Below are 14,753 nucleotides of genomic sequence, written 5' to 3'. Positions count from 1 at the left end.
ATCTTTTAGAAGATCAAAAGATCGCGAGGCAATCTCGCTCCTACTCACGTCATGCTTTGGGCGCCAGCCCCAGCCGCTTGTTCCAGTCCAGCCACAAGGCCAGCACGGCCATAAGTCCTACGCCCAATACGGCGCTGAATATTTTGACCGGCCAGGTATCGCCGCCCAATGCATTGAACATGTCTGCCAGCGGGGCCAGGATCACGCCCAGGCAGAACACCTCCAGCGAATAACGGCCCATGCGGCAGACTTGTCGAGGGAGCCACCGGTCAAGCCAGTCACTGTGCGGGACCAGTTTGGCGACCACGTAGACCAACGCCAGAAAGTGCAGTAAGCGCAGAGGCGACAAGTTGGTCTTGCTGATCGGGTACACCTGTTTACCTACTGCCACGGGCATGATCGCGTCGTGCAGTTCTGGCCATCGCCACGACACGGCAACGAGCCCGGTCACCAGCAGATAAATCAGTGCGCCCACGAACAACGGTTGCCGCTGCAAAGGACGCTGGTCAATCGCCGGATGGGCTTGGCTGTGCAACGCCAGTGCGCCTCCGAGAATAAACAGAAACTGCCAGGCTATCGGGTTGAAAAACCACACACCGCCTTCTTGTGACGCCAGGTTCCAGTAAGGCGCTATCAAATACAGCAACAGTGAAACCCCCACCACGTAGGGCGCCTTGCGCAGCAGCATGGGCAGGACCAGCGGCAAGCCGATCAGCAGCACGATGTACAACGGCAGTGGGTCCATCAAGTTGGGTTTGAAGCGCAGCAGCAATTCATCTGTGAGCGCCTGTTGCGGGTTGCTCAAGAAGTACTGCAAGCCCATTTCCTGTACCAGGTCACGGGTTTCAACGTGGCTGTTGGCAAAAAATACGATGCCCATCAGCACGGCAAGCAAGAAGATATGCACGACATACAACACCCAGGCGCGGCGCCAGATCTTCACGCTGGCGATCAACAAGCCATCACGCCGGGCAATCTTGCCGTAGGCCAGTACGGCGGCATAACCGGCCAGAAATACAAAAATCTCCGCGGCATCACTGAAACCGAAATTGCGCACGGTCAATTGCGCCAATGGGTTGTGCGGGATGTGGTCCCAAAAAATAAATATCAGCGCCAGCCCGCGAAAAAAGTCGATGCGGTGGTCGCGTCCGTTAATCATCACGGCAAATTCTCAAGCAGAAGTTAATAAAGACTGACGCGCTCAGCAGAAAGTGCGCGCCGCACATCGGCGGCGCGCAGGGTGAGGCTATTGAGTGATAAATGCAAAGTGCGTGTAGGACTTTATGTAATCGCCGATAGATTTATTGGTCGAGGATGTTCGACACAGGTTTTTTATCCAGAATGGCTTGCGTGAGTTTGATCAACACCTCGTCGCGGTCTGCACGGGCCTTGAGTTGCAGGGCGTAGTAGTCCTCATCGAGCATCGGCGCTTTGGTAAACACCTTTTGCTCATCCACACCCAGTTCTTGTGCCAGGGCTTTCACGTCGGCGGTCAACGTTTTAAACGCTTCGTTGTCGCCTCCGGCCTGCTGTTCGGCCCACTGTTCCTGCAGGTCTTGCAGCCGATCAATGTCCTTGATGCGCTGTAGGTGCGGCTCACGCTCAACTTCAATCCGGGTGCCGTAGTGCTCGGTCAGATAATCCTGCCAAGGTTGTTCCTCGAGCATTTTTTTCGGCAAGTAACCGGGGACTTTTTCCTGGTTGATGATCAGCCTGAAAGCTTCTTCTATTTGCTCCGGGGTGATTTTCGCCAGGGTCCTGAACTTCATATGCGCTGGCTGCCAAGGCAGCTCCAGGCGATCGGCGAGGTCAACCTGATAGATCAATTGCACTTCGAGCGGATCAGGTTTGAGTTCAGAAACTTGTAACGGTGTAAGAAGTCCTTCCTCGCGGGCGGTGTTGTAGGCGCTCATCTGAAGGTCGATTTGGGTTTGGGCGATGTCATCCAGTTGCAGCAGCCGCGCCCGACCTTTGATCAACTTCACCAGCGTGGTCTCTTTGAGGGGGCCGCTCAGCAGGCTTATTTCATGTAGCAACACCTTGTAGCCAAATCGACTGAACACCGTCGAGGCGCGATCAATGCAGGATTCATGTTCAATGGCGGCACCAAATAATAAATCCCTCAAAGAGGTGTCTTCGGCGGCCGCTGCCACCACACGCCATACCCGTTGCGTCAATTGTTCACGAGCAAACTGAAAGTCGGGTGAGTCCGACAGGTCATGAATCACCCTGAAAAAATCCTGATTCCCTGGCTCGGCTTGCAGGGCTGCCCAGAGTTCAAGCCGGTTAATGCGTAGATTGGAAGCGAGCGTATCATCCAGCCAAATCTCGGCGGGGTGGGGGGCCGTGCCGCGTGCGTGTACCCGCGCTTCGAAGCGTAGACCCAGTTGTTGCCGGTAGGCGATCACTGCGTCAAAGGTGGTGGCGGACAATGGGTTGCCGTGTACATAGGTGCGTCGCAGGCGGTGCGCAGGCAGTTGGAAAAAGCTTTCGGGCAAAGCCGTTAAGTTGTTCTCGCGTAGGTCAAGGTGAGTCAGGTCTTGCAGAGTATCGACCCCAGCTGGCCAGGTATTGAGCTGAGTATTTCTGAGGTTCAGTTGCTGCAATTGATTCAGTTGGCTGAAGTCGGGAACGGTCTCCAATGGGTTGCCGCTTAAATTCAGTGTGTTTAGCTGGGTCATTGCTCCAAGCTTGAGAGCCTCTTCGGCAGACAGGGTAATGCTGTTGCCGCCCAGATGCAGATGGGTCAGTGAGGTCAAATCAAAAATGCTTGTAGGCAGTGCATACAGGTGCGTCGTATTGAAAGTGAGTGACGTCAGGCCCGGAAAATGCCCCAGAAATTCGTTGATATTGGATTGCAGGTAAAAGTTGCTGAACTGCAGTTGTTTGACGTGGCTGAAATCTGCACTCAGCTCGGGGAATCTACCGAAATGGATACCGTCAATGCCCAGCGTGACGTCTGACGGCACCTCGCTACCGCCCCGGGGTCGAGTCATTCTGCGTTGCCAGCATTTGATCAGCTTGTTGATGACTCGCTGTTTATCCATGGGGTGAACCAGACGCACATGGTGAGGGCTGACCTGAGCCAGTTCCGGTGGCTTGGCTTTCCAGTCTTCTAACGCTTTGACCAGTGTTCGAAACTCCACCCTCAAGCCTTCGAGGCGCTGCAAGCCTTCGCGGCTGTACAGGTCTTCCAGCCCCAGAAACTCCTCGACGGACTCGGGCGTATGGGTTGGGTACAACTCAGCTATCAGGCTTCTGACACGCCTGGGGGTTGATCTGAAGCACGCGAAGGGTGACCGTGCACAACGCGCGGCCGCGGGCAGGGGGAATGAGTCGACAGGGCGTCCTTTTGCCAGCTGCATCGGCGAAGGGCCTTGGGCGCGCGGCATTTGCAGCGCTTCGCGCAGTGCCTTGCGACTCATGGGCGCGCGTTGCGCAAGCGCTGCCTTGAGGGCTGGGCCCTGAGCCGGATGCGCAAACCCCAGCGCTTGGCGTTGGGCATCGGGCAGGGCATGCAGCACGCTGGCATAGAGGTCATCCAGGCCATGCAAGTTAAGGTGATTGGCGTCGTAGGTTTGATACCGCGTGCCCTCCTTGACCAGCACTTTACGGATCGGTGCATTGGCTGCGCCTACATGGTCAAGCAACGGTCCTGAAAACGCCCCGTCGCGCACTTCGATGCGCACCTCTTTCGACCAGCCGGGCATGTTCGCAAGGCTGTGCAAAATCAGCTTCTGCGTGTCTGCATTGTTCAAATATTCAAGGTAAAGGCCTTCAAAGGCTCGGGTCAGGCGCAGTTCCTGGGTGTAAAGAGTAGCCTCCTGCGCAATGCGCACGGGCACCCGTATTTGCTTGTCCAGTACTTCAAACTCGGCCTGAGTGGCCGAGGCCAGCAACTCGTCGATCACTGGGCCGGGGAGTGTGGGGAATCGCTTGAGCAATTGCCGCGCTGCAAGGGAGTCGGGCTTGGGCGGTGACATGTAGCGCGACGCAAAGAGTTTGTCTGCACGCTGTCTGGCGCGCAGGGTCAGGCGTTTGTGCAAGGCGTCGGCCTTCTCCGTCAGGCTGCTACCAATTTCACCCTGCTCCGTACTGAGCCCCACCAGCCAGGTCACTTCTTCGGGAGCCAGGGATTCGAGCACGACCTTGAGCATCTCACCACGGCGTAACTGGCTGTCGAGGACTTGGATGATGGGCAGCTTTTTCGTCAGGTTATTGCCGTACTCGCTGATGGTTTGGCCTTGGATATCAATAAAGCGCAGGGCTTTAGTGGCAGGCCACATATCCTCTTCAACCAGCAGTTGGAGCTGAATTTGTGGGTCCGCCGTGCGATCTCCCGCCTGCATCCGCTGGATAAAACGTTGCAAGTCACGGTCGATGGCCAAGCGTGTGATGCTGTCATTGAGTAGTGCCGGCGGCGGGCTCAGGTCGACGTGCACTTGGCGCAGTTCGGCTTCGTCGACGTCACAGGCGTGCAGCATCTGTTCAACTGTTTCACTGTCGGCAGTACCCAGCGTGGGGTGCAGGCGCCTGAACAAGGTGTTTGCATCCCAGTCGGCTTGTTCTTCTGCGCCGTGTTTCCAGGCGCCATGGTTGTTATGCGACAGTTCGGGCCCGTAGGTTGTTGGCGCCGTGGGGTGGCGTAATCGATACGTGTGCTCACCGGTTTTTTCGACGCTGTAGTGTTTGTCTTCCAGCTTCAGGTAATACCGGCTCATGTGGTAATACAGGCCCTTGGCATCGGGTTTGAGCGCCTGGGGCAGGCTGATGTCATGTTCGAAGGGGGTGATATCGGGCTTCCAGAGCTTGATTTGCCCTGGCCCTTGGGTAAAGACCTCCAGTTCTTCGACCACCGGCACCGGTTTTACCGGTAAGGGGCGGGCGAGTTCCGAAGCGAATTTACCGATGGCCGCCGCAGTGGCCAGATTGACCAGCACGCCTTTGGTGTAGTCCCAGGCGAGGTCCTTGTCATCTTGCTCCCAGGCCTCAATGCCGTGGTAAACGTCGTTCATGATCTGCGCCGCAAACACCACGGCCATGACTTCACCCAGCCCAGGCACAAAGAATGCGGCGACGTTCAGCACATTCAGGCTGACGTCCAGGTAGTGTTCCAGCCGATTCACTAATGCGGTGCGATTGATGTCATCGGTCGGTACGGCCAGGAATCGCGCGTCCGCCATTAATTGCTGGACCTTGCGGCTATATAAATGCTGGAACAGATTGCCGGAGATAGGCTGCTGGACCATCCCCAGCGGGTCTCTGGCGCCTTTTGCAAAACGATTGTTAAAGCGTTTGGTCAATGCCAGTTTTTGTGATTGCGGGGCCAGGTGAATAAAGAACTCACGGTAGGCTGCGTCCTGCAGTTTGATCATCAGGTCGGCGTGGGCGGCTCTTAAGTTGTCGTACTCTTTCAGGCAACTGATCGGGTCGCCGGGTATATAAATAATACAGCGCTGTTCTTGTTCAAGCGGATTGCCATGAAAAAGAACCATGGATGAGAGTTGAACTTCATCCAGTTTCATGTAGTTGCATGTAATGGGCAGGCTACCAAACAAGGGCTGTTCGTCTCCGGCTCCCAAGCGCATTAAAGTGGTATAGGTCTCGGGCTTGATATGTTTATTCATCAAGGCTACATCGGCCTGTAACAACAGCGTACTGCGTTCATGGGCTCTGAAGAAAGAAGCGATAGCGAGTTTGTCCAGCGCGTGCGGCGGGCTGAGAATGGCCGCCAGATGGTCCTGGTAGCGTTTTCCGATATTCAATTCTCGACATAAACGGGCAAAGGCAACGGGGTCTATGTCGAGCAGCTTGGGCGCCGGGTCGCTGAAGCGAGTGGACTTGTAGTCCCAAATATGTGAACCCCTCGGTAGGCCACCTGCTTCAGCGTGTTCCGGCAAAAAGTTGTGCAGGGCGGCTTGCAACAGCGTCTGCGTGGCCTGGCTTGCGATCTCCCCTGTGAAGGCGTTGAGCGTGGTCACGGTGATGACATTTTTTCTGACATCGCAGGCGATCCCGAACGCCTTCAACAAAGCGGCCTGCAACAAGGGTTCGGCAAAGGCCTCTACACTGCTGATGGCGTCCAGGTACTGGCGAAGTTGGATCAGGTGGGTACGCGAGAGTGCCTGATGTTCGCGAAGGCCTTGTTGCTGTTCCGCGCCCAAAGAGTTATAGCCGGACATCGGCGGATAGACTTGATTGCGCAGGGCTGGAATTAATGAAGAGTGAAAGGTGTTAATGGCTGTTTGTGCCTTGGCTTTAATCAGGTCGTGATGAATGCCCAAGTCTTTTAAATCAGGCTGTGTTGAGGGCGTATGGGTTAACGCAACAGTCGGCATGAGTCATGTCCGTAGTGGAGAAAGTCATGCCAGTCTAGAAACAATGTCGCGATTATTAATAGGTTAAATAATTGATAGTGCGGGCAGGTAGTTGAGCAAGTATTAAAGTATGAATAGTAACTATGTAATGCCTTATTGAATGGTACTTATGCGTAATAGGTTCCCGAACATCCGTTTGCGTGATGTTCGGGGCCTGGGTTCAAATCACGCTGCGGCGATCTCGTTGGGTTCAAAACTGTCGGCCCGGGCCATTTGCCACATGCGCGAATAGAATTCGCCATTGGCTTCGCCGGTCAGCAGTTCGCCGGGTTTGAGGAACACGTGCAACTGCGAAAACAGTTTGATTTCAGTGCGCGAGATACGTCGCACCAAATGCTTGGCGGTCAGTTGTGCCGGGTGCTCCAGGCCGGCAGCGGCGAGCATTTCGGCCAGCGCCTTGAGGGTGTTGGTGTGGAACTGAAAGACCCGTTGCGCTTTATCGGGCACTACCAGGGCACGCTGGCGTAGCGGGTCCTGGGTGGCCACGCCGGTCGGGCATTTGTTGGTGTGGCAGCTCTGCGACTGGATGCAGCCAATGGCGAACATGAAGCCGCGTGCCGAGTTGGCCCAGTCCGCGCCGATGGCCAGCACGCTGGCAATATCAAAGGCGCTGACGATCTTGCCGCTGGCGCCGAGCTTGATCTTGTCACGCAAGTTGAGGCCCACCAGGGTGTTGTGCACAAACAGCAAGCCTTCGCGCATGGGGGCACCGATATGGTCGGTGAACTCCACCGGGGCCGCGCCGGTTCCGCCTTCCTTACCGTCAATCACGATAAAGTCCGGCAGGATGCCGGTTTCCAGCATGGCCTTGCAGATCCCCATGAATTCCCATGGGTGACCCAGACAGAACTTGAAGCCGACGGGTTTGCCACCCGACAATTCACGTAGTTGCGCGATGAAGTGCATCATTTCGATCGGCGTTGAAAATGCGCTGTGGCGCGACGGCGAGATGCAGTCTTCGCCCAGGGGGACGCCACGGGTTTCAGCAATTTCCGGGGTGACCTTGTGCTTGGGCAAAATGCCGCCGTGGCCCGGCTTGGCGCCCTGGCTCATTTTGATTTCGATCATTCGCACTTGCGGCGTGCGGGCTTGGGCGGCGAAGCGCTCCGGGTCGAAACGGCCATCGGAAGTGCGGCAACCGAAGTAACCGCTGCCCAGTTCCCAGGTCAGGTCGCCCCCGTTTTCACGGTGATATGAACTGATGCTGCCTTCACCCGTGTCGTGGGCAAAGTTACCGAGCTTGGCGCCCTGATTGAGGGCGCGAATCGCGTTGGCACTCAACGAGCCAAAGCTCATGGCCGAGATATTGAAAATCGAGGCTGAGTACGGCTGGGTGCACTGCGGGCCGCCGATGGTGATGCGAAAGCTGCTGGGATCGGTCAATGGCGCGGGGCGCATGGAGTGACCGATAAATTCAAAGCCCGGCTGGTACACATCAATCAATGTGCCGAACGGCTTGTCGGCGGTTTCATTCTTGGCCCGCGAGTACACCAATGAGCGTTGCGCGCGCGAGAAGGGCAGCGCGTCGCTGTCGGACTCCAACAGGTATTGGCGGATTTCCGGGCGAATGGCTTCAACCAGATAGCGAATATTGCCCAGGATCGGGTAGTTGCGCCGCACTGCGTGCGGGCCCTGGAGCAAGTCGAATATGCCCAGCAGGCTCAGGGCCAACGTCACTGCGGTGAAGGGCCACAACCACTCGTGGTGCATGAAGGGGAGGCTGGCGAGGGTGAAAATGACACAGAGGGCAAAGAAGGCGTAACGGCTTAGTAACGACAGGCTCATACGGTTTTCCTTGGGTTTGACGCTAGGGTCGATAGGTCATTCTGCGCCTGCGCGCAAAGCCCGGACAAGGACTAAGGGCTCTGCGACGGCGATGAAGCACCCTGATTGGACTAAAGAACAAGGCTCATTGACTCAGGTTGCCTGGTCTTTTTGCGCCTGGAGAAAGATCGAGAATAGCTCGGACTGGGATTTAATCCCGAGCTTGCGGTAGATGTGCTTCTTGTGGACTTTCACGGTTTCGACCGAGATATCCAGCTTGCGGGCGATTTCCTTGCTGGAGCAGCCGCTGAGCATCAGGCGGCCAACATCCAGTTCGCGAGCGGTCAGGTGTGTGCCCCATTCGTCGTTCAACTCTGGCGGCTCGGGGGCACTGACCTGCTTGAGTTCATAAGGCAGCCGCTGGCGTAGCAGGCTCAACACCCAGGGCTGGATCAGCGACAGCAGGGCGATTTGCTCGCGATCAAAGCGCTGGCGCGATCCCAGTGACAGGCACAAGGTACGCCCGTCCGGCTGGTGGCTGTTGAACTGGATCTCATCGGCCACCACGTTGAGGCGGAAGTAGCGCTGATAGTACTCGGTGAGTTCGAAATGTTCCGGCGCCACTTCGGCCAGTCGCAGCAGGCCGGTACGCGCCTGTTCACGGCTGGCGATGTAGAACGGATCAAGCAGGTACAGGCCGTTGAGGTAGTCCTGAAACAACTGGTCGGGGCTGCCGTCCTGCCCCGGGCACTCGGCGAACACCAGTGGTTTGTGCTCGCTGCTGAACAGCAGCACGACCCAACTGTCAAACGACACATATTGGTCCAGCAGACGAACGAGTTGAGTCCAGAAGTTGGTCTGGTCCAAAGCGTCTATCATTTGCCCAACTGAACGGTGCCAGGCGATGTCTTGCAGCGACATGGTCATCAATCTACCCCTATCGGGTTACCCCCGCCGCGTGATTCCCTGGCAGGTTGTGGCTAAGCATACTGCGGCAACGAGAACACTTATAAAAGAACGGGAATACCCATGAAGGTCGAATTTGCTCAATTGGCAGGCCGTGACAACGGCACTGCCTACAACCTCGAACGGGCCCTTGCGTCCATTGCAGCGTGCGCGGCCGACACACAGTTGATCGTGTTCCCGGAAACGCACCTGATGGGTTTCCCCTCTGCGCAAACAGTAGCAGCGGTTGCCGAGTCTATCGACGGGCCAACCGTGCAGGCCATTATCAAGGCCGCTCAAGCACGCAATATTGCCGTGGTGATCGGCATGGCCGAAAACGACGACGGCAAATTCTACAACACCACGCTCATGATCACCCCTGAAGGTGTGGCCTTGCGTTATCGCAAGACCCACTTGTGGGCTTCTGACCGTGGCGTTTTCAATGCTGGCGATCGCTACACCACCTGTGTGTGGAACGGCGTACGCGTCGGTCTGCTGATCTGCTACGACATCGAGTTCCCGGAAAGCGCGCGTGCCTTGGCGCAACTGGGTACCGAATTGCTCATTGTCACCAACGGCAACATGGACCCTTACGGTCCAACTCACCGCACCTCGATCATGGCCCGTGCCCAGGAAAACCAGGCATTCGCGTTGATGGTCAACCGTGTGGAAGAGGGCGACGGCGGCCTGATGTTCGCCGGCGGCAGTGCGTTGGTGGACCCATTCGGCACGCTGCTGTTTGAAGCAGGGCGTGAAGAAGGTCAGTTCCGCGTAGAGCTGGATCTGGCGCAACTGAAGGCGGCTCGCAAGGACTACCGCTATCTGGACGACCAGCGCTTGAAATTGCCGGGAGAGGTAATCGAGCGCGCTGACGGGATCCGGGAGTTGTTGATCCCTGCGTAAACGGGCGCCCAGCGTCTAGGCTGCATTCTCAGGCAGTGCCTGGGAATCACGCCGATGACAGTTGGCGTTACGACATAAACGGACGCGGAGCGTCCGAGGCGACATGCCTGCGCAGAGCGTGGGCGTGATCGACCATAAAAAATAGATGTGCTTCACCGACTTCCAGTTCTGCCATAAAACCAATAATCGCGCGGAGATTCATCCATGGCTCGTTTGCAACGCACCTTGTCGCTAGGGTCGGTGGTGCTGTTTGGCATCGCCTACATGACACCGATCATCGTGCTCGGCACGTTCGGTATCCTGGCGCAATCCACTGCTGGCATGGTGCCGGCAGCTTACCTGGCCGCTCTGGTGGCGATGTTCTTTACCGCCATGAGTTACGGGCGCATGGCTTCGGCCTTCCCGGTGGCGGGTTCCGCTTACACCTATGTGCGCAAGGCTATCAGCCCCAAGCTCGGCTTCATTGCCGGGTGGGCGGTGCTGCTCGACTACCTGTTCCTGCCCATGGCTATCTGGCTGATCGGCGCGGCGTACCTGCATTCGGCGTTTCCAGCCGTACCGCAATGGATCTGGGTCCTGGCCTTTATCGGCATCACCAGCCTGATCAATATCGTCGGCCTGAAACTGGCCAACGGTATCAACAGCTTGCTGATGCTGGTGCAAGCGTTGGTGCTGATCGCCTTTGTGGCGCTGTGTGTGCATTACATCGGCGGTGACGCGAGCAAGCCGCTGTGGACCATCGAACCGTTCTTCAATGGCCAGATGCAAATGCCGTTGATCATGAGCGGTGCGGCCATCGCTTGCTACTCGTTCCTGGGCTTTGACGCGGTCAGTACCCTCACTGAAGAAACCCGCGATGCACGTCGGACAATCCCGCGCGCAATCATGCTGATCACCTTGATCGGCGGGCTGATCTTTGTGGGCGTGTCGTACTTCGTGCAAATCGCCCACCCGTCGTTCCAGTTCGCAGACGTCGATTCTGCCGCGTACGAGATCGCCCGCAACATTGGTGGCGACCTGTTTGTGTCGATCTTCCTGATTGGTTTGATCGTCGGTCAATTTGCGTCGGGCCTGTCGGCCCAGGCCAGTGGTTCGCGCCTGCTCTATGCGATGGGCCGTGACGGTGTGCTGCCCAAGTCGTTTTTCGGCACCCTGCACGCCAAGTTCGGCACGCCGGTCAACAGCATTCTGCTGTGCGCCGTTGTCGCCTTGCTGGCACTCAAACTGGACGTGACGACCTCGACCTCGTTCATCAACTTCGGTGCTTTCCTGGCGTTCACCCTGGTCAACCTTTCGGTGATCTTCCACTACTGGATCGGCGGTAAAGAGCGTGGCCTGCGTGAAATCGTGTTGTTCCTGGTCTTCCCGACCATCGGTCTGCTGGCGGACCTGTGGTTGATGATCAGCCTCGACCATCTGGCGATCTACCTGGGCCTGAGCTGGCTGGTGATTGGCTTTATCTACCTGGGTTTCCTGACTCGTGGCTTCTCCAAACAGCCACCTGAGATGGACTTCCAGGAATCCTGATAAGCCTTGGGTTTATCCTTATTGCAATCGGTTCTCGTTTGGGTGTGCTCATTGTGTTACTGTATAACGCATTGACATCACCCAGACGCCCCGGAGGCACTATGAGAACTGGTATTCATCCTGACTATCGCACCGTCCTGTTTCACGACACCGCCGCCGACGTTTTCTTCCTGATCGGCTCCACTGTCGACACCGACCGTACTCACAAACACAGCGATGGCAACACCTACCCTTACGTCGCACTAGACGTGTCCAGCGCTTCCCACCCGGTGTACACCGGCCAGCAGCGCAAGACCCAGACCGAAGGCCGGATTGCCGGGTTCAACAAGCGTTTCGCGACGTTTGGCTCGGGCAAAAAAGCTGAAGGCTGATCAGGCCAACCGTTTTACCTCAGGGCTGCTTCAGTTGATGAAGTGGCCCTTTTTTTATCGGTTATTTGAGATGCGGCGAGAGTCGTGTGATCCTTGCCGCCTTTTTGTTCAAGGCGTCCTTTTCCATGTCAAAAACCATCCGTATCGCGGCTGCATTGTTGATCGGGCCTACAGGCCAGACCCTGCTCGTGCGCAAGCGCGGCACCCAGGCGTTCATGCAGCCCGGCGGCAAGATTGATGCCGGTGAACGGCCTGTCGAGGCACTGGCCCGTGAGCTGCACGAAGAACTCGGCCTGCACATTGAACCCACGGATGCCGTGTACCTTGGTCACTTCTCGGCGCCCGCCGTCAATGAGCCGGGGTTTATCGTGGAGGCCGAGTTGTTTCAGCTCACTATCGACGAGCCGGTGAACCCGGCAGCCGAGATTGAAGAAGTACGCTGGATTGATCCTGCCGGTGATGGCGACCTGCAGTTGGCGCCCTTGACACGTGACCTGATCCTGCCGTTTTATCGTCAGTCGCTGACCTGACAGCAAGCTTCAAGGACCGTTGATGATCCCTGCTCATGACCTGCTGATCTTCGCCGCGGCGTGCCTGCTTATGGTGCTGACGCCGGGGCCGAACATGATTTACCTGATATCGCGTTCAATCTGTCAGGGTCGCAAGGCCGGAGTCACGTCGCTGGTGGGGGTTGTGGCCGGTTTTTTTGTGCACATGCTCACTGCAGCTGCGGGGCTGACAGCGGTTTTCCTGGCCGTCCCGATGGCGTATGAAGCGTTGAAGTGGGCTGGCGCGCTCTACCTGTTATGGATGGCCTGGCAAGCTCTGAAGCCCGGCGCGCGTTCACCGTTTGAAGCGCGTGACCTGGCGCCGGACTCGACGCCAAAGCTGATGTTGATGGGGTTTTTGACCAGCGTGCTGAACCCAAAAGTGGCTGTCTTTTACCTCTCGATCTTCCCGCAATTCATCAGCCCTGAGCATGGCTCGGTGTTTACACAGAGCGTCCTCCTGGGCCTGACTCAAATCAGTGTCAGCTTCAGCGTCAACCTGCTGATTGCCTTGTTCGCTTCCGGTATCGCCGTGTGGTTCATGCGCAACCCCACCTGGCTGATAGCACAACGTTATGTGATGGGCTTTGTGCTGGCCGGGCTGGCGATCAGGCTGCTACTCGAACCCCGTAAAACTGTGTGATGTGGACCCGTTGTCATGGCTATAGAACTGCTTGATCCCTCCCGCGCCAAGGCTTATCGCCAACTCATGCTGGAGGCGTATTCGCTGCACCCGGAGGCCTTTGTGTCCAGCATTGGCAATCGTGAGAAATTGCCGTTGAGCTGGTGGGAAGGGCAGTTGGACGATGAGTTAAGCGCCGTGTTCGGGGCTTTTGTAGATGGGCAACTGGCGGGGATTGTCGGCCTGGCGTTTGAGCCCTGGGAAGACGCTCAGCACAAGGCGACCCTGTTTGGCCTTTACGTACCCCAGGCGTTGCGTGGGCAGGGAGTGGGTGAGCAACTGGTGCAGGCGGTGCTGTCATTGGCCGAGCAAGAGCCAGACATCAAAGTGGTTGAACTGACCGTGAGTGCCAACAGCACGGCCGCGCTGGCGTTGTATCGGCGTTGCGGGTTTGAGCAGTCGGCGCTGGAAGACAGTGCGATTCGGGTCGGGGAAGACTATTTCGACCGGGTGCATATGCGGCGCCGGGTCGATGCTGCAGTTGCTGCCGACGAATGAGGCTGCGACCTCGGACGGCACTCCTGAGGCCCGTATCGCAGCCTTCGGAACGCGTCAGCGACTGCAGATCGCTTAAAGCTTGTGTCGATGATGAGCGCTTATCGAACCGCGCTCACGCCATCCAGCGTCGAAAATGACGTGTCTTTAGCCGTCAGCAAGAAGTCGCGCATGTAAGGTGCATCCAGCATGTCGGAGCGCACGGCGGCATACAGTGTGGCAAACAAGCCTTTTTCGCCCAGCCGCTTGGCCTGCACATAGCCGCGCGAGCTGTATTCATGCAGCGCCCAATGCGGCATACCGCACACGCCGCGGCCACTGGCGACCAGTTGCATCATCATCACCGTCAGCTCGGAGGTGCGCACTTGCGCTGGCTCGACGTCGGCGGGCTCCAGAAAACGGGTGAAGATGTCCAGGCGGTCACGTTCAACCGGATACGTAATCAACACTTCCGTGGTCAGGTCTTCGGGCACGATGAAAGGTTTGGCGGCTAAAGGATGCTGGTTGGCCACGGCCAGCATGGCTTCGTAGGTAAACAGCGGTACGTAAGTCAGACCGGCAATTTCCTGCGGGTCAGACGTCACTACCAGGTCCAGGTCACCCCGCGCCAGCGCGGGTAAGGGTGCGAAAGCAAAGCCCGATGCGAGATCGAGTTCCACTTCGGGCCAGGCATCACGGAACTGGTCGATGGTTGGCATCAGCCACTGGAAGCAACTGTGGCATTCAATCGCCATGTGCAAGCGCCCGGCCGTGCCGCCAATCAGCCGCGTAATATCGCGTTCGGCTGCCCGCAGTAACGGCAGCATGGCGTCAGCCAGTTGCAGCAGGCGCAGGCCGCCACTGGTGAAACGTACCGGCTTGGTCTTACGGACAAAGAGCGGCATGCCCATGCGCTCTTCCAACTCTTTGAACTGGTGCGACAACGCAGATTGAGTCAGATGCAAACGCTCGGCCGCTTCGACCAGGCTGTCGGACTCGCGCAAAGCGTGCAGGGTTTTGAGGTGACGAATTTCCAGCACGATGGCTCCATGAGTGAAATTGATGATCAGCACGAAAGTGTTGAGTCTGTCTCATGTTGTGCTGGGTGTCGAGGGGGAGCGGTAAGAGGCAAGCGACATGCTTTTACTTGCCGCTTGCCGCT

The 14,753-nt window shown here is 57.2% G+C and carries 12 protein-coding genes; 6 read left to right on the top strand and 6 right to left on the bottom strand.

The genetic code is table 11. From position 1 onward, the window contains the following. Positions 1-49 precede the first annotated feature (49 nt). From NTD86_RS04230 to NTD86_RS04215, 4 genes are all read right to left on the bottom strand, one after another. Entirely contained in the window at positions 50-1,159 is a 1,110-nt protein-coding gene (locus NTD86_RS04230; protein WP_262200914.1) for an OpgC family protein, read from the bottom strand. A gap of 142 nt (positions 1,160-1,301) precedes the next feature. Then, positions 1,302-6,338, bottom strand: a complete 5,037-nt coding sequence (locus tag NTD86_RS04225) for a dermonecrotic toxin domain-containing protein (RefSeq protein WP_262200913.1) — start codon at positions 6,336-6,338, stop codon at positions 1,302-1,304. A gap of 204 nt (positions 6,339-6,542) precedes the next feature. After that, positions 6,543-8,162 carry an FMN-binding glutamate synthase family protein gene (locus NTD86_RS04220; RefSeq protein ID WP_262200912.1) on the bottom strand — a complete coding sequence of 540 codons (1,620 nt, stop codon included), beginning with the start codon at positions 8,160-8,162 and terminating at the stop codon, positions 6,543-6,545. 132 nt (positions 8,163-8,294) lie between these two features. Beyond that, positions 8,295-9,068: a helix-turn-helix transcriptional regulator gene (locus NTD86_RS04215; protein WP_262200911.1), complete on the bottom strand. Its 774-nt coding sequence runs from the start codon at positions 9,066-9,068 to the stop codon at positions 8,295-8,297. 102 nt (positions 9,069-9,170) lie between these two features. On the opposite strand from NTD86_RS04215, the gene NTD86_RS04210 reads away from it, so the two are divergent. Next, positions 9,171-9,989 carry a carbon-nitrogen hydrolase family protein gene (locus NTD86_RS04210; RefSeq protein ID WP_262200910.1) on the top strand — a complete coding sequence of 273 codons (819 nt, stop codon included), beginning with the start codon at positions 9,171-9,173 and terminating at the stop codon, positions 9,987-9,989. 67 nt (positions 9,990-10,056) lie between these two features. Here NTD86_RS04210 and NTD86_RS04205 read toward each other — a convergent pair whose 3' ends face one another. Beyond that, complete coding sequence (locus NTD86_RS04205) at positions 10,057-10,191, bottom strand: hypothetical protein (RefSeq protein ID WP_262200909.1); 135 nt, start codon at positions 10,189-10,191, stop codon at positions 10,057-10,059. A gap of 2 nt (positions 10,192-10,193) precedes the next feature. Here NTD86_RS04205 and NTD86_RS04200 point away from each other — a divergent pair, with 2 nt between their 5' ends. From NTD86_RS04200 to NTD86_RS04180, 5 genes are all read left to right on the top strand, one after another. Next, positions 10,194-11,516: an APC family permease gene (locus NTD86_RS04200; RefSeq protein WP_262200908.1), complete on the top strand. Its 1,323-nt coding sequence runs from the start codon at positions 10,194-10,196 to the stop codon at positions 11,514-11,516. 101 nt (positions 11,517-11,617) lie between these two features. Then, positions 11,618-11,887 (top strand): type B 50S ribosomal protein L31, encoded by a 270-nt coding sequence (locus NTD86_RS04195; protein ID WP_262200907.1) that lies wholly within the window; start codon positions 11,618-11,620, stop codon positions 11,885-11,887. A gap of 125 nt (positions 11,888-12,012) precedes the next feature. Continuing rightward, positions 12,013-12,417, top strand: a complete 405-nt coding sequence (locus NTD86_RS04190; protein ID WP_262200906.1) for an NUDIX hydrolase — start codon at positions 12,013-12,015, stop codon at positions 12,415-12,417. 22 nt (positions 12,418-12,439) lie between these two features. After that, the gene (locus NTD86_RS04185) at positions 12,440-13,078 is read left to right on the top strand and encodes a LysE family translocator (protein ID WP_262200905.1); all 639 of its coding nucleotides are present in this window, start codon (positions 12,440-12,442) and stop codon (positions 13,076-13,078) included. 15 nt (positions 13,079-13,093) lie between these two features. Next, the gene (locus NTD86_RS04180; protein WP_262200904.1) at positions 13,094-13,615 is read left to right on the top strand and encodes a GNAT family N-acetyltransferase; all 522 of its coding nucleotides are present in this window, start codon (positions 13,094-13,096) and stop codon (positions 13,613-13,615) included. A 98-nt stretch (positions 13,616-13,713) separates the two neighbouring features. On the opposite strand, the gene metR is transcribed toward NTD86_RS04180, so the two are convergent. Continuing rightward, positions 13,714-14,631 (bottom strand): transcriptional regulator MetR, encoded by a 918-nt coding sequence (gene metR / locus NTD86_RS04175; RefSeq protein WP_262200903.1) that lies wholly within the window; start codon positions 14,629-14,631, stop codon positions 13,714-13,716. Positions 14,632-14,753 lie beyond the last annotated feature (122 nt).

This window comes from Pseudomonas sp. 7P_10.2_Bac1 (genome assembly GCF_025465935.1).
In the GTDB taxonomy this organism is placed as follows: Bacteria; Pseudomonadota; Gammaproteobacteria; order Pseudomonadales; family Pseudomonadaceae; genus Aquipseudomonas.
Note: the sequence above shows the minus strand (reverse complement) of the source record. Positions and strands in the feature narration are given on the sequence as shown.

Bases quoted from the DNA above. Each gene is read 5' to 3' on its own strand.
- NTD86_RS04230 (WP_262200914.1), bottom strand. From the start codon at position 1,159: ATGATTAACGGACGCGACCACCGCATCGACTTTTTTCGCGGGCTGGCG.
- NTD86_RS04225 (WP_262200913.1), bottom strand. From the start codon at position 6,338: ATGCCGACTGTTGCGTTAACCCATACGCCCTCAACACAGCCTGATTTA.
- NTD86_RS04220 (WP_262200912.1), bottom strand. From the start codon at position 8,162: ATGAGCCTGTCGTTACTAAGCCGTTACGCCTTCTTTGCCCTCTGTGTC.
- NTD86_RS04215 (WP_262200911.1), bottom strand. From the start codon at position 9,068: ATGACCATGTCGCTGCAAGACATCGCCTGGCACCGTTCAGTTGGGCAA.
- NTD86_RS04210 (WP_262200910.1), top strand. From the start codon at position 9,171: ATGAAGGTCGAATTTGCTCAATTGGCAGGCCGTGACAACGGCACTGCC.
- NTD86_RS04205 (WP_262200909.1), bottom strand. From the start codon at position 10,191: ATGAATCTCCGCGCGATTATTGGTTTTATGGCAGAACTGGAAGTCGGT.
- NTD86_RS04200 (WP_262200908.1), top strand. From the start codon at position 10,194: ATGGCTCGTTTGCAACGCACCTTGTCGCTAGGGTCGGTGGTGCTGTTT.
- NTD86_RS04195 (WP_262200907.1), top strand. From the start codon at position 11,618: ATGAGAACTGGTATTCATCCTGACTATCGCACCGTCCTGTTTCACGAC.
- NTD86_RS04190 (WP_262200906.1), top strand. From the start codon at position 12,013: ATGTCAAAAACCATCCGTATCGCGGCTGCATTGTTGATCGGGCCTACA.
- NTD86_RS04185 (WP_262200905.1), top strand. From the start codon at position 12,440: ATGATCCCTGCTCATGACCTGCTGATCTTCGCCGCGGCGTGCCTGCTT.
- NTD86_RS04180 (WP_262200904.1), top strand. From the start codon at position 13,094: ATGGCTATAGAACTGCTTGATCCCTCCCGCGCCAAGGCTTATCGCCAA.